This is a genomic window from Mycobacterium sp. ITM-2016-00316 (assembly GCF_002968335.2).
Lineage (GTDB): Bacteria > Actinomycetota > Actinomycetes > Mycobacteriales > Mycobacteriaceae > Mycobacterium.
Window position 1 is genome coordinate 4,928,835 of sequence record NZ_CP134398.1, and the last position, 23,051, is coordinate 4,951,885.

At 68.0% G+C, this 23,051-nt stretch carries 19 protein-coding genes; 5 read left to right on the forward strand and 14 right to left on the reverse strand.

The genetic code is table 11. From position 1 onward, the window contains the following. Window positions 1-4: 4 nt before the first annotated feature. Genes C6A86_RS23745 through C6A86_RS23755 form a run of 3 tightly spaced genes read right to left on the reverse strand, consistent with a single transcriptional unit; the run spans window position 5 to window position 3,432 of the window. The gene (locus C6A86_RS23745) at window positions 5-1,573 is read right to left on the reverse strand and encodes a serine hydrolase (RefSeq protein ID WP_199196147.1); all 1,569 of its coding nucleotides are present in this window, start codon (window positions 1,571-1,573) and stop codon (window positions 5-7) included. Between the two features lie 18 nt (window positions 1,574-1,591). Continuing rightward, complete coding sequence (locus C6A86_RS23750) at window positions 1,592-2,686, reverse strand: MBL fold metallo-hydrolase (RefSeq protein ID WP_105362870.1); 1,095 nt, start codon at window positions 2,684-2,686, stop codon at window positions 1,592-1,594. Beyond that, entirely contained in the window at window positions 2,686-3,432 is a 747-nt protein-coding gene (locus tag C6A86_RS23755; RefSeq protein ID WP_105362869.1) for an enoyl-CoA hydratase, read from the reverse strand. The genes C6A86_RS23750 and C6A86_RS23755 overlap by 1 nt, the downstream gene beginning before the upstream one ends. Before the next feature lie 26 nt (window positions 3,433-3,458). On the opposite strand from C6A86_RS23755, the gene C6A86_RS23760 reads away from it, so the two are divergent. After that, on the forward strand, window positions 3,459-4,949 hold the full coding sequence (locus C6A86_RS23760; protein WP_311100896.1) for a carboxyl transferase domain-containing protein: 1,491 nt from the start codon (window positions 3,459-3,461) through the stop codon (window positions 4,947-4,949). Here the strand turns inward: C6A86_RS23760 and C6A86_RS23765 are convergent. After that, on the reverse strand, window positions 4,928-6,424 hold the full coding sequence (locus C6A86_RS23765; protein ID WP_233212967.1) for a cell wall metabolism sensor histidine kinase WalK: 1,497 nt from the start codon (window positions 6,422-6,424) through the stop codon (window positions 4,928-4,930). The two genes, C6A86_RS23760 and C6A86_RS23765, sit on opposite strands and share 22 nt — an antisense overlap. After that, on the reverse strand, window positions 6,421-7,125 hold the full coding sequence (locus tag C6A86_RS23770) for a response regulator transcription factor (protein WP_199196153.1): 705 nt from the start codon (window positions 7,123-7,125) through the stop codon (window positions 6,421-6,423). The genes C6A86_RS23765 and C6A86_RS23770 overlap by 4 nt, the downstream gene beginning before the upstream one ends. Window positions 7,126-7,329: 204 nt before the next feature. On the opposite strand from C6A86_RS23770, the gene C6A86_RS23775 reads away from it, so the two are divergent. Both C6A86_RS23775 and C6A86_RS23780 read left to right on the forward strand, forming a co-directional pair. After that, on the forward strand, window positions 7,330-7,740 hold the full coding sequence (locus C6A86_RS23775; protein WP_105362939.1) for a DoxX family protein: 411 nt from the start codon (window positions 7,330-7,332) through the stop codon (window positions 7,738-7,740). A gap of 75 nt (window positions 7,741-7,815) precedes the next feature. Continuing rightward, window positions 7,816-8,223: a DoxX family protein gene (locus C6A86_RS23780; protein ID WP_105362938.1), complete on the forward strand. Its 408-nt coding sequence runs from the start codon at window positions 7,816-7,818 to the stop codon at window positions 8,221-8,223. Here C6A86_RS23780 and C6A86_RS23785 read toward each other — a convergent pair. The 7 genes from C6A86_RS23785 to C6A86_RS23815 form a co-directional block, all read right to left on the reverse strand. Further along, a complete protein-coding gene (locus C6A86_RS23785) occupies window positions 8,220-10,214 on the reverse strand; it encodes a YhgE/Pip domain-containing protein (protein ID WP_199196152.1) in 1,995 nt (664 codons plus the stop codon). The two genes, C6A86_RS23780 and C6A86_RS23785, sit on opposite strands and share 4 nt — an antisense overlap. A gap of 18 nt (window positions 10,215-10,232) precedes the next feature. Further along, entirely contained in the window at window positions 10,233-10,898 is a 666-nt protein-coding gene (locus C6A86_RS23790) for an ATP-binding cassette domain-containing protein (RefSeq protein ID WP_396834174.1), read from the reverse strand. Window positions 10,899-10,918: 20 nt separating this feature from the next. After that, window positions 10,919-11,794, reverse strand: a complete 876-nt coding sequence (locus C6A86_RS23795; RefSeq protein ID WP_105362936.1) for a rhomboid family intramembrane serine protease — start codon at window positions 11,792-11,794, stop codon at window positions 10,919-10,921. Between the two features lie 21 nt (window positions 11,795-11,815). Beyond that, entirely contained in the window at window positions 11,816-12,226 is a 411-nt protein-coding gene (locus C6A86_RS23800; RefSeq protein WP_233212966.1) for a hypothetical protein, read from the reverse strand. A gap of 3 nt (window positions 12,227-12,229) precedes the next feature. Continuing rightward, on the reverse strand, window positions 12,230-14,158 hold the full coding sequence (locus tag C6A86_RS23805; protein WP_105362935.1) for a primary-amine oxidase: 1,929 nt from the start codon (window positions 14,156-14,158) through the stop codon (window positions 12,230-12,232). Next, window positions 14,155-15,612 carry an APC family permease gene (locus C6A86_RS23810; protein WP_105362934.1) on the reverse strand — a complete coding sequence of 486 codons (1,458 nt, stop codon included), beginning with the start codon at window positions 15,610-15,612 and terminating at the stop codon, window positions 14,155-14,157. Before C6A86_RS23810 ends, C6A86_RS23805 begins: the two co-directional genes overlap by 4 nt. A gap of 109 nt (window positions 15,613-15,721) precedes the next feature. Next, window positions 15,722-17,236, reverse strand: a complete 1,515-nt coding sequence (locus C6A86_RS23815) for an aldehyde dehydrogenase family protein (RefSeq protein WP_105362933.1) — start codon at window positions 17,234-17,236, stop codon at window positions 15,722-15,724. A 241-nt stretch (window positions 17,237-17,477) separates the two neighbouring features. Here C6A86_RS23815 and C6A86_RS23820 point away from each other — a divergent pair, with 241 nt between their 5' ends. Then, window positions 17,478-18,935, forward strand: a complete 1,458-nt coding sequence (locus C6A86_RS23820; protein ID WP_105362932.1) for an APC family permease — start codon at window positions 17,478-17,480, stop codon at window positions 18,933-18,935. Then, complete coding sequence (locus C6A86_RS23825) at window positions 18,932-19,720, forward strand: IclR family transcriptional regulator (RefSeq protein WP_396834178.1); 789 nt, start codon at window positions 18,932-18,934, stop codon at window positions 19,718-19,720. The genes C6A86_RS23820 and C6A86_RS23825 overlap by 4 nt, the downstream gene beginning before the upstream one ends. On the opposite strand, the gene C6A86_RS23830 is transcribed toward C6A86_RS23825, so the two are convergent. Both C6A86_RS23830 and C6A86_RS23835 read right to left on the reverse strand, forming a co-directional pair. Beyond that, window positions 19,709-21,325, reverse strand: a complete 1,617-nt coding sequence (locus tag C6A86_RS23830; protein WP_105362931.1) for an AMP-binding protein — start codon at window positions 21,323-21,325, stop codon at window positions 19,709-19,711. The genes C6A86_RS23825 and C6A86_RS23830 overlap by 12 nt on opposite strands. Window position 21,326: 1 nt before the next feature. Then, window positions 21,327-23,012 carry an AMP-binding protein gene (locus tag C6A86_RS23835; RefSeq protein ID WP_311100897.1) on the reverse strand — a complete coding sequence of 562 codons (1,686 nt, stop codon included), beginning with the start codon at window positions 23,010-23,012 and terminating at the stop codon, window positions 21,327-21,329. Window positions 23,013-23,051: the final 39 nt, after the last annotated feature.

Genomic DNA, 23,051 nt, shown 5'->3' on the forward strand with positions numbered 1-23,051 from the left:
GTCGTCACTTGGTGAATACCGCCTCATCGAAGTACTCGAGCGTGAGCGTGTCCCCGTCGAAGGTGGCCTTCGAGATCGTTCCCGGCGGCGCGTTCTCGGTGACGAACTCGAAGGTGAAAATGTCGCCGTCCCAGTGGGTCAGCGGCACATCCAGCTTCGGACCGAGGGCGAGGTGCAGCCGGCCGTCGCGCTCGGCGATCCGCGCCGGCCCCCAGTAGTCGTTGGCATAGGTGCCGGTATAGGTCGACAAGGCCGCCGCCGGTAGCGGTGTGGCCGGCGGCTTCTGTCCGACCAGCGAACCCACCGGATCGCTCATCGGCAGGAGCTTGGACCGGTACAGGTCATACCAGGGTTCCCGGATCTCGCCGAACTGCACCAGATCCGCGAACTGCGCGGTCAGGGCTTCCGGCACCCCCGACATCGTCCCGTTCGTCAGGGCCACGATGCCCACCTCGGCCGAGGGCACCATCAGGACGTTCGTCCCCGCGCCGAGTTCGAAGGCGCCCGAGTGGCTCAGCTCCATGCGCGCGCCCGAGGTGGTGCCCACGTTGAACCCGTAACCGTAGAAGCCCGACCTCATCGCGGGCTCGGTGGCCCGGCTGGACACCACCTGCGGGGTGGTGGCGGGCAACAGCGCCGCCGCGTCGATCACCCGCCGGCCGCGGTGGCTGCCCTCGCCCAGCACCATCGCCATCCAGCGCGTCATGTCGTTGACCGAGGAACTCACCCCACCGGCGGGCGCCTGCTGATCGGCGTCGCGCACATACTGCGGCCGGTATTCGCCGTCAGCGATCCGGGTGTGCCCCACCGCCCGGTTGGCCATGGATTCGTAGTCGGCGAAACGGTAACTGGTGGAGCCCATTCCGAGCGGGGCGAACAGTGTCTCCGCGCCAAGCTGGTCCCACGGTTTGCCGGCCGCGGCGGCGACCGCCTCCGCGGCCGCGGTGAGACCGAAGTTGGTGTAGGCATAGGAGATCCGGAACGGATCGAGCGGAAGCAGGCGCAGGCGCTCCAGCACGGCGCGGCGGTCGTACCCGATGTCCTCCAGCTGATCCCCGGCGTGATCGGGCAGCCCGGAGCGGTGCGAGAACAGGTCCCCGATGGTGACCATCCGGGTGACGGTGGGGTCCGACAGCGCGAACCAGGGCAGCTTGTCCACCACCGGGGTGTCCCACCCGATCGCCTGCTCGCTGACCTGCCGGGCCACCACGGTGGCACTCACCGGTTTGGACAGCGACGCCAGCTGGAAGACGGTGTCCGGGTCCACCGGCTCGGCGGACCGCACGTCGCGTACACCGAACCCCTTGGCGTAGATCGCTTTTCCCTTGTGCACCACGGCGACGGCCATTCCGGGCACACCCGACTTCTCCATCAGGTCGGCGGCCAACTCGTCCAGCTGGGACACCGCGTTCTCGACCGCGTTGCGCGGCAACGGCATCGCCGGGACCAGCGGCGGCACCGGGGCGGGCGACTCGATGGACGCTGCCGGCGTCGTGCCCGGCGGATCCGTGGTGGGCGTCCCGCATCCGGCCAGCAGCACGGCGGCCACGCCGACGCTCAAGATCAGTCTCACGGCGTCAACGCTATCGGGTCAGTCCCGCCACCATGGGTTGATCGAGGATGCACTGACCAGCTGTCCGGGTTTCGGCGTCGCCACCGACACCCCCTCGGCGGCGGCCGCGCGCAACATCCGCTCCACCGGCTCCGACCACGGGTGCGGCGCCAGCCGGAATGTCGCCCAGTGGATCGGCACCAGCAGCCCGGTGTCGGTGACGTCGCGGTGGGCGCGCACCGCTTCCTCCGGGTTCATGTGGATGTCCGGCCAGCCCGGGTGGTACGCCCCGATCGGCATGAGGGTCAGGTCGAACGGCCCGTAGGCGTCCCCGATCCCGGTGAAACCGGGCGTGTACCCGGTGTCGCCGCCGAAGAAGACGCGGTGCCGCGGACCGATCACCGCCCAGGACGACCACAGCGTCATATTGCGGGTCAGAAAGCGGCCGGAGAAATGCCGCGCCGGGGTGCACACCAGGCGTATCGACCCGAGCTCGGCGCCCTCATCCCAGTCCAGTTCCACGATCCGCTCGGGCGGCAGGCCCCAGGTGCGCAGGTGCGCACCGATCCCGAGCGGCACGTAGAACTTGGCGCGCTGGGTGCGGGCCAACGCCTTGATGGTGTCGATATCGAGGTGGTCGTAGTGGTCGTGGCTGATGATTACCGCGTCGATGGCGGGCAACTCGTCGAGTTCGGCGGGCACCGGGTGCAGGCGCTGCGGCCCGATCACCCGGGACGGTGAGCATCGCTCGCTCCACACCGGGTCGGCCAGCACCCGGTAGCCGTCGACCTCGATGAGTGCCGACGAATGCCCGTACCAGGTGACCCCCAGATCCGCGGGCGGGATGTCGACGGCGGGGCGGACCAGCGGGATCTCCCGCGGCGGGCGCTGCTGCTGCCCGCCGGCCAGGATGTCGCGCACCAGTGCGAACTGATCGGCCCTGCTCAGCTGCAAGGGCGAGGCCGGTTCCCGGTTGACGAAGACACCGCCGTCATAGTTCGGCGACTTCTTGGCCGCCGGGCCGATGTCGGCGGCACCGAGCGCCGACGGTGCGCCCTGCACCGCCCGCAGCACCCAGCCACCGGCGACGACTGCCGCGGTGCCGCCCAGCAACCGGGCCGCCTGGGCGAACATCAGGCGCCGAGGAAGTTCGGGGAGCGCTTCTCGATCCGGGCCACCTGGGCCTCGATCACGTCCGGGCTGGCCCAGGCCTTGTCGAAGCCCTCCTTGTGCGCGGGCCACGGCTCCTCGTAGGCGCCGTCATCGTTGAGGACGCGCTTGGAGTGCGCGACCGAGAGCGGCGCGTAACCGGCAATCTCGGCGGCCCAGGCCTGCGCGTCGGCGAGGTCGCCGACCCGGTTGACCATGCCGGTCTGGGTAGCGGTGTCCAGATCGAGGCGCTCGGCGGCGATCAGCATGGCGCGGGCCCGGCCGTGCCCGACCAGGGACACCAGCCGGCGGATCGACCAGTTGTCGAGCGCCAGCCCGTACTTGGCGATCGGGAACTGGAAGTAGGTGCCGGGGGCGCCGACCCGCAGATCGCAGATCATCGACAGGATGACCCCGGCGCCGATCGCGGGCCCGTTGAGCGCCGCCACGACGGGCACCGGGCTGGCGTCGATGGCCAGGTTCAGTTGCTTCGCTCGTTCGGGAAGGTCCCGCGCCACGCCCTCGGCGTCGGACAGATCGGCGCCCGCGCTGAACACCGAGCCCTGCCCGGTCAGCACGATGGCGCGAACGCCGGAGGCCCCCGAATCCTGGCTGGCTTTCTCGATCTCTTCCCGTAGGCCGTCGACGAGTGCGGCGTTGAGTGCGTTGCGACGCTCGGGGCGCTGCATTTCCAGGGTGACGACGTTGCCGTCGCGGGTCACTCCAATCATGGACCCCAGCCTATTAGCCTTCTCGTGTGAGCAGCGCGCTGGCACTACGTGATGCCGTCCTCGACGAGGGTTCCTTCCGCAGTTGGGACAGCGCGCCCCTGCAGGTTGCCCAGTCCGACACCTATCGCGCGGAACTGGCCGCGGCGGCCGAGAAAACGGGTCTGGACGAATCGGTGCTGACCGGGGAGGGCACCGTGTTCGGGCGGCGGGTGGCCGTGCTGGCCTGCGAGTTCGACTTCCTGGCGGGCTCGATCGGGGTGGCCGCGGCCGAGCGGATCACCGCGGCGATCACCCGCGCCACCGCCGAGCGGTTGCCGTTGCTGGCCTCCCCCGCCTCGGGCGGCACCCGCATGCAGGAGGGCACCGTCGCCTTCCTGCAGATGGTCAAGATCGCGGCCGCGGTCGAACTGCACAAGCGCGAGCATCTGCCCTACATCGTCTATCTGCGCCACCCCACCACCGGCGGGGTGTTCGCGTCCTGGGGTTCGCTCGGGCACGTCACCGCTGCCGAGCCCGGCGCGCTGATCGGGTTCCTCGGCCCCCGGGTGTACGAGCATCTCTACGGCGAGAAGTTCCCGCCCGGGGTGCAGACCGCGGAGAACCTGTATGCCCACGGCGTCATCGACGGGGTGGTGACGCTGGAGGTGCTGCGCTCGGTGCTCAACCGCACGCTGGCGGTGATCCTCGATCCGCCCGGCCCGCCCCCGCCGGCCCCCGAACTCGCCGACATTCCCGACATCCCGGCCTGGGATTCGGTGCTGGCCTCCCGGCGGCCCGACCGCCCGGGCGCCGAGTTTGTGCTGCGACACGGCGCGACCGATCCGGTGGTGCTGTCGGCGTCCGGCGGCGGGCAGGAGCGAAGCGACCGGGGAATCGGCACAGCGAGTTCCGGTCAGACGCTGCTGGCGTTGGCCCGGTTCGGCGGCCAGCCCGCGGTGGTGCTCGGCCAGCGCCGCCTCGGGATGCTGGGCCCAGAGGCGCTGCGGGAGGCGCGCCGCGGGATGGCGCTGGCCGCCGGTCTGCGGTTACCGCTGGTGTCGTTCATCGACACCGCGGGCCCGGCGCTGTCGGTCGAGGCCGAGCAGGACGGCCTGGCCGGCGAGATCGCGCGCTGCCTGGCCGAATTGGTGACGCTGCAGGTCCCGACGGTGTCGGTGTTGCTCGGTCAGGGCAGCGGCGGCCCGGCGCTGGCGATGGTGCCCGCCGACCGGGTGCTGGCCGCCCAGCACGGCTGGCTGGCGCCGCTGCCGCCGGAAGGGGCCAGCGCCATCGTGTACCGCGACACCGATCACGCGCCGGAACTGTCTGCCGCTCAAGGCATCCGGTCGGCCGATCTGCTGCGCAGCGGGATCGTCGACGTCATCGTCCCCGAGCAACCCGACGCCGCCGACGAACCGATGGCCTTCACCGCACGGCTGTCGGCGTCCATCGCCGGCGAGTTGTACCGGCTGCGCGCCATGTCTGATATCGAACGGGTCGGCACCCGGCTGCACCGCTACCGGCGCATCGGGCTGTAGGCCGGCGACTCGACGGTGGGGATACGCATGATGAAAGCTGTTTGCCCCGAACTGGATTGAGCCTCGATGGAGCCGCCATGCGCCTCGACGATGGACGATACGATGGACAGGCCGAGGCCGAAACTGCCGGCCTCCCGGGAACGCGACTTGTCGGCGCGCACGAATCGTTCGAACAGGTGCGGCAGCAGGTCGGCGTCGATTCCGGGTCCGTCATCGGCGACGGTCAGATCGACATGCGCCGGGCCGGCGACGATCGACGTCTGCACGGTGGTGCCTTCCGGCGTGTGCACCCGGGCGTTGGACAGCAGGTTCGCGACCGTCTGGTGCAGCCGGGCCCGGTCACCGAGCACCCACACCGGATGGTCGGGCACCTCGGCCAGCCAGCGGTGCGACGGTGCGGACACCGCCGCGTCGTTGACGGCGTCGGTCACGAGTTCGGTGAGATCGACCTCCGTGCAGTCCAGGTCCTGACCCTCGTCCAGGCGGGCCAGCAGCAGCAGGTCGGCGACCAGCGTGGTCATCCGGCTCGCCTCCCCCTCGATCCGGGCCAGCGCGTACTCGGTCATCTTCGGTAGCGATGCGCTGTCCTGCCGGGTCAGCTCCGCGTAGCCGTGGATGGCCGCCAGCGGGGTGCGCAGCTCATGGCTGGCGTCGGTGATGAACTGGCGCATCCTGCGGTCCGATGCGGCGACATCGGACAGCGCGTGTTCGACGTGGTCGAGCAGCGTGTTGAGGGTGGCGCCGACCAGCCCGACCTCGGTGCGCGGATCGGTGTCACCGGCGGGCACCCGCGGGGTGATGACATGGTTGTCGCGGTCCAGCGGCAGTGCCGCCACCTCCGCGGCGGTCGCCGACACCCGGTGCAGCGGGCGCAGCGCGAACCGCACCAGGGCCAGCGTGCTCGGCGCCGTGACCACCAGCGCCAGCAGCGTCATCACCGAGACCACCGCCGTCTCGCGGACCATCGCCTGCCAGGCCGGGGTCCGCGACACCCCGGTGACCAGGACCTCGTTCCCGTCTCCGGGACCGCTGACCATCCGGTACCAACCCAGACCGGGCAGCTCGACGGTGCGGGGTTGCGGGTCCGCCCACGACATCTCCGCGATCCGGGCGACGGCCGCAGCCGGTGCCGGCTCGGCCGCACCGTCAAGGAAGTGCGCGGCATCGACGACCTGTCCGTCCTGGATCAGCGCCACGACATTGCCGGGCGCCTGGCCGATCAGGTGGGTAAGCGGTTTCATGGTGCCCGGCGCGGGCCGCTCACCGTCGGCGCTCGGCGTGCTGCGGTATTTGGTGACCGAACTGGCGTAGCCCTGCGCCGCGGCCGCCAACTGGGCATCGATGATGCCCAGTACCGATGACCGCAGCGTCAGCACCGACATGGTCCCGATGGTCGCCACCACCAGCATCACCACCACCGAGACGCCGACGACCAACTGCTTGAGCAAGGTCCAGCTGCGCCAGATGCGCGTCACGGCGCGGCGCGCAGGAGGTAGCCCACACCGCGCACGGTATGGATCATCGGTTCACAGTCGGTGTCGAGCTTCTTGCGCAGATACGACACGTACAGATCGACGATGCTGGTCTTTCCACCGAAGTCGTAGTCCCACACGTGCTGCAGTATCTCGTTGCGGCCCAACGCTCGTCGCGGATTGCGCATCATGAATCGCAGCAGGTCGAACTCGGTGGAGGTCAGGGCGATCGCCTCGCCGCCGCGGGTCACCGACCGGCTGGCCATGTCGAGGCACAGGTCACCGACGGTCAAGGTCTCGTCCTCGGCCGGGGTCAGATAGGCGGTGCGCCGCAGCAATCCGCGTAGCCGGGCGACGAGTTCCTCGAGCGAGAACGGTTTGGTCATGTAGTCGTCGCCGCCGGCGGTCAGCCCGTTGACCCGGTCGGCCACCGAATCGCGGGCGGTGAGGAACAGCGTCGGGGTGTAGGTGTCCGATTCGCGGATCTGGGCTAGCACACCGAGGCCATCGGTATCGGGCAGCATGATGTCGAGAACCAGCAGATCCGGGGTGGCGGCGCGGTATTTGGCGACGGCCTCGGCGGCGTCGTGGGCGACGTCGATATCCCAGCCCTCGTACTGCAGGGCCATCCTGATCAGGTTGGTCAGCGCGCGCTCGTCATCGACGAGCAGCACCCGGATCGGTGAACCGTCAGCACGGTACATCCGCGGTAGCTGACCGAGGATGGCACGGCGCGGCCCCTGGCCGTCGGTCGGTGCGGTCGTCACCGGACCATTGTCGCCGCTGCCCGCCGTGGGGTCACCCGCTCCAACATGTGAATCGTCTATGAGAGTGGCCCTCCGCGCCGGTCCAACCAGAAGACTTGGTCCAGGCAGCCGTCCGTGCCGCTACCGAAAGGGTCGAAGATCATGTCCACCTCCATCGCCCGCTCGACATCGGCGGTCGACGCACGTCTGACGTCGAACTCCGGTGTCGCCCTAGGCATTTTCCGGATCCTCGTCGGTCTGATGTTCGCGATGCACGGAACCGCGAAACTGTTCGCCTTTCCCAGCGGTACCCCGGTGGCGTTCGGCGCCTGGCCGGCGTGGTGGGCCGGCGTGCTCGAGATCGTCCTCGGCCTGCTCATCACGGTCGGCCTGGTCACCAGGGTGGCCGCGTTCATCGCCTCCGGCATGATGGCGGTCGCCTATTTCTGGCGACATTTCCCGGACGGCTTCTGGCCGATCGACAACGGTGGCGAGAGTGCGGTGCTGTACTGCTTCATCTTCCTGTTGCTGGTCTTCATCGGCCCCGGGTCGCTCGCGGTGTCACGCCGCTAATTGACTGAAACGCAATATCTCTCGGGCCTGGGGGTAGCCCCCACATTCCGGTACTTGCGTGCCAACATCTGACGCATGTCCACATCCACCAACGACACCGTCGCGCGATTTCAGGATCCGCTGACAGCCAAGGCGCCCATCGTGCTGGGCGTGTTCCGGATCCTCGTCGGCCTGATGTTCGCCATGCACGGCACGGTCAAACTGTTCAGCTTCCCCAGCGCATCGACCGTCGCCGTCGGCGCCTGGCCGAGCTGGTGGGCGGGCCTGCTGGAAGTGGTGTTCGGCCTGCTCATCGCGGCCGGTGTGCTCACCCGGGTGTCCGCGTTCATCGCCTCGGGCGTGATGGCGGTCGCCTATTTCTGGAAGCACTTCCCGGACCGCTTCTGGCCCATCGACAACGGTGGCGAGACCGCCGCGTTGTACAGCTTCATCTTCGCGGTGCTGGTGTTCACCGGCCCGGGCGCACTGGCGCTGCGCCGCTAAACCTCGATCGGCGGATTCAACCGCTCCATCGTGTACTGCCGGTCCCGGCGCGCCGCCCACGAACTGGCGGCCAGCGCCGCGGCCAGCAGTCCGACGAGCACCGCGACCGCGACCACCATCCGGGAGTCGAACCCGCCGGCGATGGTCTGCCGTAACCCGTTGACGGCGTAGGTCATCGGGTCGAACGGGTGCAATATCTGGAAGGGTTTGGCCGTCGTCTCCACCGGATAGATGCCGCCCGCCGACACCAGTTGCAGCATCAGGAAGGCCAGTGTCACCACCCGGCCCACCGACACCCCGAACAGCGCGTTGAACGCCTGGATGATGGCCAGGAACGTCGCGCCGATCAGCAGCAGGAAGGCCACCGTCGCCAGCGGGTATTTGGCCTGGAGACCGACCCCGAAATGCACCACCACATACATCACCGAGACCTGGCAGACGACGATCAGCAGCGCGGGCCAGTATGAGGCCAGCACCACCCGCAGTGCACCCAGGCCGTGCACGATCGGCCGGGACTGCATGGGCTTCAACAACATCCAGATGATCATCGCCCCGATGAACAGGGCCAGCGGCAGGAAGAACGGGGCGAAACCGGTGCCGAAGGTGGCGGCCGGGTTGTCGGTCTTCAACTCCAGGGTGACGGGTGCGGCTAGGGTCCGGGCAACGTCGGTGCGCTGCTGCGGCGTCCACGACGGCACCTGCGCCGAGCCCTCCTTGAGCTTGCTCGCCAGTTCGGCACTGCCATCGGCCAGCTTCTGCGTGCCATCGGCCAGTTGCGTGGCACCATCGGATAGTTGACCACTGCCGTTGGCCAACTGCACCAGACCGCTGTTGAGCTGGTGTGCCCCGCTGTCGAGCCGGTCCACCCCGTCTTTCAGCGCGGCGACATCGCTGCGCAGGCCACCGTCGAGGGCCCGGGTGATGAACACCCGCAGCTTGCTGTTGGGATCACCGAGTTCGCCTTCCAGCCGGGACGCGCTGTCCCGCAATCGGATCAGCCCGTCATCGGTGGCCGGGTCGATACCGTTGGTGCGCAGCAGTCGTTGCGCACCGGCCAGCACGTCGCCGGCATGGCGCACCGTCGGGTCCGGGTTGGTCTGCAGCAGACCCAGCGCCTGGTCGACGATGGCCGCCGCCTGCACCTGATCGATGTTCAGCGCGGCGATCCGGTCGGTGGTGGAGCGCACCGCGGAGCTCAGCCGCTGCGCGAGCAGGCCGACCTCGTCGGGGTCGAGTTGCAGACCGCCCACCCGGTCCAGCATCTCCAGCAGCGGGCCGGTGGCCGAGTCCACCCGGCTGGCCAGCTGCCGGGTCCCGGCCATCAGCTGGGCCGAACCGTCGCGCGCCACAACAAGTCCGGCGGTCAGCTGATCGGCGCCCGAGGCCAGCCGTTGGGCACCGTCATTGGCCTCGGCGTTGCCGGAAGCCAGTTGCTGGGCACCGTCGGCGGCCTGGACCAGGCCGTCACCGGCGTCGGTCAGCCCGGTCAGCACGGTCTCCAGGGTGCGTTGCCCGATGCTCGCATTGACCTGGTTGATCACCTCGCGGGCTGCGTTCTGCCCGATGATCGATCCCAGATAGTTGTTGGCATCGTTGAACGTGAAGTCGATGCGCGCCTGCTGCGGTGCATCGCCGGACGGCGAGGCGACATCGGCGCTGAAGTCCTGCGGCAGCGTCACCGAGAAGTAGTACCTGCCGCTGCTCACCCCGTCGGCGGCCTCGGCGGCCGAGACCTGGTGCAGTTGCAGCTGGCCCGAATCCACCAGGGCGTCGGCGACCTGCGCACCGGCGTCGAGTTTCTTGCCGTCGACGACGGTGCCGGTGTCCTCGTTGACCAGCGCCACCGGCACCTTGTTCACCGCGTCGAACGGATTCCAGAACGCCCACAGGTACATGGCGCCGTACAGCAGCGGCATCAGCACCACGGTGACCAGCGCGATGCGCGGCATCGCCCCGCGGGAGAATCGTTTCAGGTCGGTGCCCAGCGACATTCCGGCAAGCATGGCTACTCAACTCTCCATAGAAATCTGGGCTCGGGCTCCCGGGACGGGGTTCGCGGAGGTGGTGATCACCGTCTGGTTCTCCCCCAACGCATTCAGGCGCTCCAGCACGATGGCGCGGTTGCCATCGTCGGTGATGCCGTCCAGATCGCCGACCACCAGCAGCGGCGGTGTCCCGGTGTTGGCCAGCGCAATCCGCAACAACACCTGGGCGAGTTCACCGATCTGGTCGAAGTACGCACCCAGGTCCGGCAGCGCGACCTCACCGAAGGTGCTCCCGCAGATATCGGCGAGGTCGGCCGCCGACGCCTGCCCGATGAACCGGTACCACGGTGCGTCCCAACGCAACTGCTCGGTGATGAGGTCTCGGACGGTGACGGACTCGGCGATCTTGTCCAGCTGGTCGATATTGGCCAGCGCCGACGCCCCGAAGATCTTGCGGGCGTCGGAGTGGCCGAACACCGTGACCGTGCCCGAGATCGGCCGCATCCGCCCCGCCAGCGTCAGCAGCAACGCGGTGCGCCCGGTGCCTGCCGGGTGGATCAGCGCGGTGACCCCGCCGGTGTCGACATCCAGATCGATGGGCCCGTACACCGGCCCCCAGGGCCCGCGCATGGTGATGGCGCGGGCCCTGACCGCCGGTTCGGGCTCGGGTTCAGAGACTGCGGCTGACACCGCCCAATCTCAGCACAACATCAGCTGAGGTTCAGGTAGCCGCCGAACATCGTCAACAACTGGTCGGCCCGCCACCAGATGAGCACCGCGAACAGCGCCAGCAGCGCGACGGTCACACCCCCCTGGATCAGGTTGCGCTGCGCTTTCGGCGCGTAGACGAACCCGGCCGCGACCAGCGCTCCGGTGGCCAGGCCACCGAGGTGGCCCTGCCAGCTGATCGCCCCGGCACCCAACAACGGTGCAGCGAAGGTGATGACCACGTTCAGCGCGATCAGGCCGAGCACCCAGCGGACGTCCAGATTGAGCCGGCGCGACACCACGAAGATCGCCCCGAACAACCCGAACACCGCGCCCGAGGCGCCGGCCGTCGCGCTGTTGAGCGGGGAGATGAGGAACACCAGCACCGACCCGCCGAGCGCGCTGAGCCCGTACAGCGCGCCGAACCGCAGCCGGCCCAGCAGCTGCTCCAGCGACGGGCCCACCACATAGAGCGCCCACATGTTGAACAGGATGTGGGTGATCCCGTAATGCATGAACGCCGAGGTCACCAGGCGGTAGTACTGACCGTCGGCGACCGCGGGCGGCCACAGCGACAGCCGGTTCTCCAGTTGCCCCGAGGTCATCTGCAACACGAACATCAGCACGTTGATCCCGATCAACGTGTAGGTCACCAACGGTTTGTCGGTGGCCGCCTTGCCGCCGAACCGGCCCTGCGTCGGCCGGATGGTGGCCGCGCCCGCCGCCACACATTCGGGGCACTGGTGGCCCACCGCCGCGGAGATCATGCAGTCCCCGCAGATGTAGCGCCCGCAGCGGGTGCACTGGACGTAGGTCTGTCGACCGGGATGGCGGTAGCAGACCGGGGCGGCCTGCGGGGGCACCTGCGGGTAGGTCATGCGTCCATTCTGGCCGATGCCTCAGACCAGTCCGGCCGCACGGCGTCGGGTCACCACCCAGAGCACCGCGGCGGCGATGACGGCCTCGGCCAGGGACACCGTGGTGGCCACGCCCATCAGCATGCTCATCGACTCGGCCGGCGGACCGGGGATGGCCGGTTGTTCGGCGTGCCGATGTCCCGGTAGCGACAGGTGCGCCGCGACCATGGCCAGGCTCATCACCCCGACCAGACACCAGATGCGAATCGACCCGGCGCGCCACAGTTCGTACCCGCAGAACAGGCAGACCGATGCCATGGCCGCGATCAGCACGGCCACCACGGCACTGCTCGCGTGGCCGAGCATCGTCAGGTGCAGCACCGCCGACGCGACCGCGAGCACGGCACATACCCGCCGTCCGAAGACAGCGGGCATGTGACCGGCCGCGTGCATACGTCAACTCTCGCAGCAGTGCGCCTTCGGCGCAGCCGGAACGTTCAGCGCGGGGTTGCGGTCGAAGAAGGACACCGGCTTGAGCGTGAACCCGGCGTAGTCCACCGGCATCACCGGCCAGTCCTCGGGACGCGGGAAGTGCGTGAGCCCGAAGGTGTGCCACACCACGATGTCCTGGCCATCGATATCGCGGTCCTGCGCGACGTAGGCGGGCAGACCGGCGTTGCCCGGGTTCTGGTTGACGTAGTTGCCGGCCGGGTACCGCTCGGCGGGATCGTATCGAGTCACCCACAGGTGTTTCGTGGCGAACGCGGCGCGCTGGGCGATCGAGCTGGACGGGTCGGCGAGCAGTGCCGGTTGTCCCTCGGGGTGCAGGGCGTAGCCGACGGTCTGTCCCAAGCGGTTCTGCTTGTCGGGGTTGGTGATGTGCCAGACCCGCGCCTTGAGGTTGTCTGCGGTCCGCATCGCCTCGGATTCCCGGGTCAGGCGGGTGCGTTGGGGGCGGAAGGCATTGCCCCACGGGTTGTCCGGCCCCATCGGGACGGCCACCGCATCGACCTCCTCGACGGCGTTGACGTCACCGTCGACGGCCATGTCCAACCGGGCCGAAAACAGGTGTTGGTGGAACGGTGCGCCCAGCCCGGGTGCCATCTCGGTGGAGAAGCCATCCGGCCCGCGGTGCGCCGAGGCGAACACGATGCCGGTGGCCTTGGCCTCCAGCTGGATGGTGCCGTCGAGGTAGAGGTACCAGTAGAAGCCGTAGTCGTAGTTGCCGATGGTGAGGAAGAAGGAGATCACGAGCCGGCGGGACCGCCGGACCTCGGCCATCCCGTTGAACATGTCGGTGTGCTTCCAGAGCACGCCGTAGTCCTCCTCGTGCAGGCAGATTGCGTTCTTCATCAGTGTGGGGTTGCCGTCTTCGTCGGCGATGGTGACGTCGAAATACTGGATCTCGCCGAGGCAGTCGCAGCCCAGCTCGAGGGAGTTGGTGTACCGGCCGAAGAGGTACTCGCCCTGGTCGAAGTAGTTCTGCCAGTACCGGACCGGGGACGGGTCGGCGTAGGGCACCACCATCTCGGCGATGGAGGCCCGGTAGATCACCGGGCGGTCGGCGATCGAGAGCTGGTGCAGGGTCAGACCTTCCCGGACATCGAAGCCGAACCGGAACTTCCAGTCGGCCCAGCTGATCTGGTTGCCCTCCACGGTGAAGCTGGCGCCCTCGGGCTGGGTGATCTCGATCGGTTTGAGGTCGGTGCGGGGCGCCACCGCGTGCGGCTCGGCGTCCCACTGGCCGCGCTCGGTGGGCAGCGGCAGTTCGATCTCGTCGATCACCTTGGTGACCCGGCGCGCGGTCAGGTCGACGTAAGCGACCACACCGTCGATGGGGTGCGCCCAGGGCAGGTCGGCCGTGTCGTACTGATAGAAAGCCAGCACCCGCACGATGCGCCGGCCCACCTCGTCTTCGTGCCCGAAGACGCCCGCCGACAACGGCACCGCCCGCACATCGGTGGGGTTGAGCCCGCGCTTGTTCATGGCGGTCAGCCACTCCGGGCACTCCAGCAGGAATGCCTCGATATCCTCGAATTCCTGGTCCAGGATCGGGACATGGCCGTTCACGGCCGCATCCACGTTCTCCAGCGTCATGACCTTGCCTTGGGTGACCGAGACCACCAGGGCGCTGCCGAGGCCGGTGGCGCGGTCCAGCAGCAGCACCCGGGCCTGACGTTCGATCGGGTCGCCCGCAGCGAACGCCTGCACGGTCTTCTTGTGTGGCTCCTCCAGCGCGACGTAGACGAAGCGGACGCTGTCGGTGAGCAGACCGCGCTCGTCGACGATGCGGCGTACTGCGCGGATCTCCTCGGCGCTCAGCGGGGTCAGCGGGTGATCGGGAATTCCTGTGGTGGCGGCGCTTTCGACGAATGCGGTGCTCATCGTGCAATCTCCTTATCGGTGTGGATTTCTTGGTGCCCAGCGTGTGGTCGCAGCATGGCGACTGCCGCTCCGCCGAGGAAGGCTCCGGCCAGCAGCACGCCGATGACGGCGGCCAGGGTGGCGGACCCGCCGACCAGCAGCGGCAGGTTGACCGCGGTCATCACCGAGAGCACAGCCAGGCCCACGAAGCCCAGTCCGGGCGCGATCACGGTGTGCCACTTGCGGGTGTCGAACCGGGTGCGGCGGAAGTAGACGACGACGGCAGCCGAGGTCAGCGTCATCAGCACCACGATGCCGACCGAGGCGGCCCCGACGAACCACGTGAAGACCTGAGCCACCGGGTCGAGGTTGGCCAGCACCGCGACCACCACCAGCACGAGAGCCGAGACGGTTTGCAGTACCGACGCGATGTGCGGGGACGCGTGGCGGACATGCGATCGGCCGCATCGCTGCGGTAAGGCACGAGTGTTGCCGAGGGAGAAGATGTAGCGCGAGAGCACGTTGTGGAAGGACAGCAGAGCCGCGAAAAGGCTTGTGATGAGGAAGATCTGGACCAGATCGCCGGCCACCGAACCGAGGTATCGGGTGGCGGTGTCGGTGAGCATCGTGGCCGGGCTGTCGGTGGCGGCGGTGACCGCCGCGGTGTCGCCCCAGGCGCTGACCATCACCCAGCTGGACAGGGCGTAGAAGCCGCCGATGAGGAGCAGCGCCACATAGGTGGCACGCGGGATGGTGCGTTCCGGGTCGCGGGCCTCATCGCGGAAAACCGCCGTGGCCTCGAAGCCGATGTAACCGGCCAGCGCGAAGATGAGCGCGATACCCGGTGCGCCGTGCAAGAAATTGCCGGGATGTAGCACCGTAGTCGACAGTCCGTCGGCGCCACCCCGGCCGATGACGGCGGCGTTGATGACGAGCACGATGCCGACCTCACACACCAACAGGACGCCGAGGACCTTGCCGGACAGCTCGATGTGCCGGTAGCCCAGGATGCCGACAATCGCCATCATCACCAGCGCGTAGAGATACCACGGCACCGTGGGTCCGCCATGGGCTGTCACGAGTTCATCGAGCGCCGCTCCGACATAGCCGTACACGCCGCCCTGTACCGCGGTGTAGGACAGCAGTGCCAGGAACGCTGCGCCCAGTCCCACGTGCCGGCCGAATCCGTGTGCGATGTAGGTGTAGAAGGCCCCGGCCCCGCGGATATGGCGGGCCATGGCGGTGAACCCGACCGCAAACAGCAGCAGCACGGCGGTACACACCACATAGGACGCCGGGAAGGCCGCGCCGTTGCCCGCGGCGATGCCGATCGGGAAGGTGCCCGCGACGACGGTCAGGGGTGCGGCCGCGGCGACGACCATGAAGACGATGGCGGTGGGACCGAGCCGGCCGGCCAGTCGGTGAGACTGGCCACCGGCCATGCGGCCGGCATCCAGGACTGCGTCAGTTGTCATGGGTCTACCTTCGGTGGAATTGAGCGTGAATGGGTTGCCGTTCGGTAAGGCTTCGGTGAGTTCAAATGGGAATGCACTTTGACGGCATTCTCATTTGGCGTACGCGAATTCAGAGCGCGATATTGACGGCTTTCGTCTGGGTGTATTCGGCGATCGCGCCCTCACCGAGTTCGCGGCCCCAGCCGGATTGTTTGTAGCCACCGAAGGGCAGCGCGGTGTCGAACGCGTTATGGCAGTTGACCCACACCGTGCCCGCCTTGATCTGCGCGGCCACCTGGTGCGCGGTGGACACGTCGCGGGTCCAGACGCTGGCGGCCAGTCCGTAGATGCTGTCGTTCGCTTGCCCGATCACAGACGCAGCACCGACCCCGCGTTCGCGGTTGAAGGGCACCGCGACCGCGACCGGCCCGAAGATCTCCTCGCGGTACACGCTGAAGTCGTCGCGCACATCCACCAGCAGCGTCGGCTCGACATAGAACCCGGTGTCGCCGTGCCGGCCGCCGCCCGCCAGTGCCCGGGCACCCTGTTCGAGGCCGGCGTTCAGGTACCCGGTGACCTTGGTGAGCTGTTCGCGGGACACCAGCGGGCCGATGTCGTTGGCCGGATCCAGGCCCGGGCCGATGCGCAGACCGGCCGCATGCGCGGCGACACCCGCGGTGAACTCGTCGAAGATGGTGTCCTCGACGAGCAGCCGGGTGCCGGCGGTGCAGGTCTGGCCGTGGTTGAACAGGAATCCGCTCGCCACACCGGGGATCGCGGCGTCCAGGTCGGCATCGGCGAACACCACCTGCGGGCTCTTACCGCCGAGCTCCAGGGAGACCTTCTTGAGGTTGCCCGATGCCGCGTTGACGATCGCGCGACCGACCTCGGTGGAACCGGTGAAGGCGACCTTGTCGACGTCCGGATGCGCGGACAGCGCGGCGCCGATATCGCCGAAGCCGGTGAGCAGATTGAACACCCCGCGGGGCACGCCCGCTTCCGCGATGACCTCGGCCAGCAGCACGGCGGTCAGCGGGGTCTGCTCGGCGGGTTTGAGGATGACGGTATTGCCGCAGGCCAGCGCCGGAGCCACCTTGAAAGCCGCCATGACCAGCGGAAAGTTCCACGGGATGATTTGGGCGCAGACCCCGACCGGTTCGCGCAGCGTGAAGGCGTGGAACCGTCCGCCGGGAGCCCACGGCACCGACACCGGCACCGTGCGGCCCTCGATCTTGGTGGCCCAGCCGGCGTAGTAGTAGAAGATCTCCGCGGCCCAGGTGACATCGACGGCCCTGGCGACCGCCACGGATTTGCCGTTGTCGATGCTCTCCAGCTCGGCGAACTGGTCAGCACGGGCGGTGATGCCCTCGGCGATCCGCCAGATCATCCGCTGCCGTTCGGCGGGCGTCATGACCGGCCACGGCCCTGCCTCGAAGGCGCGACGTGCGGCGCCGACGGCGCGTTCCACGTCTTCGGGACCAGCATGCGGGACGGTGGTGATGACCCGTTCGGTGGCGGGGTCGACGGTGTCGAAACGCCGCCCCGACAGCGCGTCAGTCCACTGCCCGTCGACGTACATCTGGCGCGGAGCGGAGATGAATTCGGCGGTGCGCGGGTCGAGTTCGGAGCTGAGCAGGCTTGTCATGGGATTCATGATTACGCCTCGATGTGGGCTGCGTCACCACTAATTCTGAATGGGTTTCCGCCATAATTCCATTCTCATTCGACATGCCGGTGCCATTCTCATTCGCGAGTCCATAATGTGCAGTTGAGGGCGCCGGCGATGCGCTTGTGGCGGAATCGTCCTGAGCGATTCTCATTTGAAGTTCTCGAAGATTTACCTGACAACACTGTGGGCGGGTTGGCGATCGGTTAGGTTGCGACGCGTGGACGGCAGACGGGCAATCAAGAGCAGATCGCCGGTCTCAGGCTTACGACGCGCGCAGTTGACGTTCGCCCAGGTGCTGGGACAGTCGGTATCGGCGGTGGCGCCATCGGCGGTCATGGTCACCTTGCCTGCGCTGGTCATACCTGCGGCCGGGCACGCCGCGCTGCCGGTCTTCGTCTTCACCGCACTGTTGATGGCGGCCGTCGGGTACTGCGTCACCCAGTTCTCCACCCGGATGGTCGCGGTGAGCGGGCTGTACAGCTACACGGTGAAGGGCCTGGGGCCGATCGCCGGTATCGCGGCCGGATGGTCGGTGGTCATCGGCTACGCGGCGGCAGCGATGGCCAGCACCCTGGGCGCCGCAAGCTATCTCACCGCGCTACTGGGCCGCCTCGGGGTGCCGGACGGGCGCACGGCCATCGCCGTACTGGCGGTGCTGGTGGGCGTCCTGGCACTGGCCTTGATGGTGCGCGGCATCCGGCTGTCGGCCCGGATCTCGCTGACGATAGAGATTTTCGCCATCGTGGTGGCGGCCGCGGTCCTGGTCATCGCCTTCACCGGATCCATGACCGCCGGGCATGATCCGCCGAAAGTGACTGCACCGGAAAGCAGTACGGCATTGGGGTTCGCACTGCTGCTCGCGATCACGTCATACGTCGGATTCGAGAGCGCAGGTACCGTCGCACGTGAGGCACAACGCCCGTTCGTCACGGTGACCCGCGCCATCCGATGGTCCCCGCTGGCCCTTGGTGTGCTGTACACCTTCGCCGCGGCCATGCAGTCGACCGGGACCATCAACGCCGGGATCGGCTCCGTGCCGATCGTGCTGTCCCTGCCGGACGGTGCGGGAACCGGGTCGGCGGTGCTGTCGATCGCCATGGAACTCGGCATCACCGCATCGTGGTTCGCCTGCGTCATCGGCTCCACGACCGCACTCTCGCGCACCCTGTTTGCGATGGGCCGCGAGGGCGTTCTCCCGGCCCGGATCGGCCGCGCCCATCCGGTATGGCGCACCCCGCACGTCGCGCTCTGCCTGACGGTCCCGGTCATCGTCGCGGTGCCGATCGGCTACCTGTTCGTCGCCGGGTCGAGTCGCGAGGTGCTCATCGGACTGCTCGCGGTGTCCGCGCACGGCTATATCGGCGCCTATCTCCTGGTGTGCCTGGCCGCCCCGGCATTCCTGCGCCGCATCGGCGAGCTCACTCGGGCGCCGCTCGTGATCGGGCTCTGCGCGGCCGTGATGATGGTGGCCATCATCGTCTGGGCGGCGCTGACCGTGGCCTCGCCGGTGTGGATCGCCACCGCGGTCTATGTCGCGTTGATGGCGACGGGTTTTGCCGCCTTCGCGCTGCGCCGGCGCACGGTGCCCGATCTGGCGGAACGCGTCGGCGTGTTCGACGAGACGGTGGCCGGTGACGTCTTCGCCGACTACAACCCGTGGGAGGTGCGCCGGTGAGCCCCGGCGGGCAGGAGCGAAGCGACCGGGGAATCGGGCGCGCCGATGGCGCTCTGTCCGGGCGCCAACCCAAAGCCGTGCAGAGCGCACTGCAGGTGCTGGAGGCGGTGGCGTTGGCCGGTGCGGGCGTGACGGCGAAGGAGATCGCGGATCGCCTCGGCATGCCGTCGGCCACCACCTATCGTCTGCTGAATCTGCTTGTCGCCGACGGCTACATCGTGCGACTGCCGGATCTGTCCGGGTTCTCACTCGGCCCACGGATGGGCGTGTTGATCGATGCCGCGGTGTCACCAGCCGTATGCACGGCCGCCAGGGACACACTGGCCGAACTGCGACTGTCCGTGCGTTTCGGCGTGCACCTGTTCTACTTCACCAACACGTCGGTGCGGCTGGCCGACTCCGATGACGAATATCCGCCGCCCGCAGATGAATCCGTGTTGAACCATCATCTGCACGCGAGTGCGGTCGGCAAGCTGCTGCTGGCCGAGAAGCGCGATATCGACGCCGTGCTCATCTCGCCGCTGCGCGGCCTGACCGGACGGACTGTGACGTCACGGCCGCTCCTGGTCCAACAACTCGACGAGATCCGCGCACAGGACATGGCCACCCAGATCGGTGAGCTGCGCGAGGAATCCGCGTGCGTGGCCGTGCCGGTGAGGTCGGCGACCGGGTCGCTCGTCGGTGCGGTCGCGATGTCCGGGCGCGTCGACCAGGACCAGCTGCTGGCCCGGCAGGTCCCGACGCTGCGGGAGTACGCGGGCCGGTTGAGCCCGCTACTGGCCTGACAAGCCGAGGATCTGAACGCTCTCCTCACGCATCTGCACCTTGCGGATCTTGCCGGTGACGGTCATCGGGAACTCGTCGACCAGGTGCACGTACCGTGGGATCTTGTAATGCGCCAACCGGCCCTGCGCGAATTCCCGGACCGCGTCGACGTTCAACGGGTCCGCGCCGGGTTTCATCTTGATCCAGACGCAGATCTCCTCGCCGTACTTCGCATCGGGCACCCCGATCACCTGGGCGTCCTCGATCCCGGGATGGCTGTAGAGGAATTCCTCGACCTCGCGGGGATAGACGTTCTCACCGCCACGGATGACCATGTCCTTGATGCGCCCGACGATGGTGCAGTAGCCGTCCGCACGCATGACCGCCAGATCGCCGGTGTGCATCCAGCCGTCCTCGTCGATCGCTTCGGCGGTCTTGGCCTCGTCTTCCCAATAGCCGAGCATCACCGAATAGCCTTTGGTGCAGAACTCGCCGGGCTGCCCGCGTTCCACGACCTCGCCGGTCTCGGGATCGATGATCTTCACCTCGACGTGCGGGTGCGCGCGGCCGATGGTCGCGGTGCGGCGTTCCAGATCGTCATCGTGCAGGGTCTGGCACGACACCGGCGAGGTCTCGGTCATGCCGTAGGCGATGGCCACCTCGGCCATGTGCATATCGTTGATGCAGTGCTTCATCACCTCGATCGGGCACACGGCGCCGGCCATGACGCCAGTCCGCAGACTCGACAGGTCACGCTCGGGGAAACTCGGGTGGTTCTGCATGGCGATGAACATCGTGGGCACCCCGTACACACCGGTACAGCGTTCGTTCTCAATGGTTTCCAGGGTGACGCCGGGTTCGAAGCCGGGCGCCGGGATCACCATGGTGACACCGTGGGTGGTGCAGCCGAGGTTGCCCATCACCATGCCGAAGCAGTGGTAGAACGGCACCGGAATGCACAGCCGATCGCCGGGTTTGAGGTTGATGCCCTCGGTGACGAAGAAGCCATTGTTGAGGATGTTGCGGTGCGACAGTGTCGCACCCTTCGGGAAACCCGTTGTGCCCGAAGTGTACTGGATGTTGATCGGGTCGGTGTTGGCGAGCGTGGCCTGCCGGTCCCGCAGCACGCTCTCGGGGACCGCGGCGGCCCGCAGCGCCGCCCAGTCCTCGGTGCCCAGGAAGATCACCTCGGTCAGGGCCGGCGCCTCGGCGCGTACCTCACCGACCATCGTCACATAGTCCGACGTCTTGAATTCGGTGGCCGAGATGAGCATCCGGACCCCGGATTGGTTGAGCACGTAGCCCAGCTCGTGGGTGCGGTAGGCCGGGTTGATGTTGACCAGGATGGCGCCGACCTTGGCCGTCGCATACTGCACGATGGTCCACTCGGCCCGGTTGGGCGACCAGATGCCCACCCGGTCGCCCTTGGCGATCCCGCGACCCAGCAATCCCCGTGCCACCACGTCGATCTCGTCGTTGAGTTCGCGGTAGGTCCAGCGCAGACCCTGCGCGACATCGACGAGCGCCTCCATGTCCGGGTGTTCGGCCGCGGTGCGCTCGAAGTTCGCACCGATGGTGTCTTCGATGATGGGCACGTCCGTCGGCCCGGCGTCATAACTTTTCATCTCAGTCCACCAGATCCTCGTAGCGGTGCTCGGTGTCGATCGGGGTACCCGACCGGTGCGCTTCATCCTCGCGCGTGCGCAGCTCGACGCGCCGGATCTTGCCGGAAATGGTCTTGGGCAGCTCGAAGAACTCGACCCGGCGCACCTTCAGGTACGGGGCGAGGTGATCGCGGGCATGCTCCATGATGGCGCGGGCGGTACCGGAGTCGGCGTCCCAGCCGTCGGCAAGGGCGACATAGGCTTTCGGGATCGCCAGCCGGGTGTCGTGTGGTTGCGGGACGACGGCGGCCTCCACCACAGCGGGGTGCTCGATCAGCACGCTCTCCAGCTCGAACGGTGAGACCTTGTAGTCGCTGGACTTGAAGACGTCGTCGGTGCGGCCGATGTAGGTGATGTACCCATCGCTGTCCCGGCTGGCGACATCACCGGTGTGGTAGTACCCGCCGTGCATCACGGCGTCGTTGCGTTTCGGGTCGCCGAGGTAGCCGGTCATCAGGTTCACCGGGCGGGTGCGCAGATCCAGGCAGATCTCACCCTCGTCGGCGAGTTCCCCGGTGAGCGGGTCGACGAGCACCACCGGAACACCGGGCATCGGGCGGCCCATCGAGCCGGCCTTGACCGTTTGGCCCGGTGTGTTGCCGACCTGCAGGGTGGTTTCGGTCTGCCCGAAACCATCCCTGATGGTCAGCCCCCAGGCGCGTTCGACGGCGGTGATGACCTCGGGGTTGAGCGGCTCACCGGCGCCCAGGATCTCGCGCAGCCCTTCGGGTTTGGCGCCCAGGTCGGACTGGATGAGCATCCGCCACACCGTCGGCGGCGCGCAGAAGGTGTTGACCCCGGCGCGCCGGATCTGGTGCAGCAGGCTCGCGGCGTCGAAGCGGGCGTAGTTGTAGACGAAGATCGTGGCCTCGGCGATCCACGGGGCGAAGAAACAGCTCCAGGCGTGCTTGGCCCAGCCGGGCGAGCTGATGGCCAGGTGCACATCGCCGGGGGTGACCCCGATCCAGGCCATCGTGGACATGTGGCCGACCGGGTAGGACACCTGGGAGTGCTCGACGAGTTTGGGCCGGCTGGTGGTGCCGGAGGTGAAGTACACCAGCAGCGGATCCTCGACGCTGGTGACGGTCTCGAAGCGCTGCGGAGTGACGTCGTAGGCGTCGGCGTAGCGGTGCCACCCGGCGTGATCCCCCACCGCGACGCGGACGTAGTCACCGGGCACCTCGTCGAACTTCGGCGCGTCGGCGGCGTTGGCGATGACGAACCCGGCCCCGCCGCGCTCGATGCGGTCGGCCAGGTCGGCGGGCCCCAGCGCACCGGTGGTCGGCATGACCACCGCGCCCAGTTTGGCCACCGCGAGCATGGCCTCCCACAGTTCGACCTGGTTGCCGAGCATCAGGATGACGCGGTCACCCTTGCCGACGCCCAGGCCCTTGAGCCAGGTGGCGACGCGATCGGACCGATCGGCCATCTCGGCGAAGCTCACCTTCGTCTCGGTGCCGTCCTCCTCGACGATCCACAGCGCAGTGCGGTCGTTACCCGCAGCGATGACGTCGAACCAGTCGATCGCCCAGTTGAAGTTCCCGGTGATGTCGGGCCACGCAAAAGTGCCGACCGCCTTGTCATAGTCGCTGATCACGGCGACAAGGTGGTCGCGGGCGGCGCGATACAGATCGGTGTTGGTGCTCATGGAAGCTAGGATCTACGTCACACTCACCCGACCGCTACC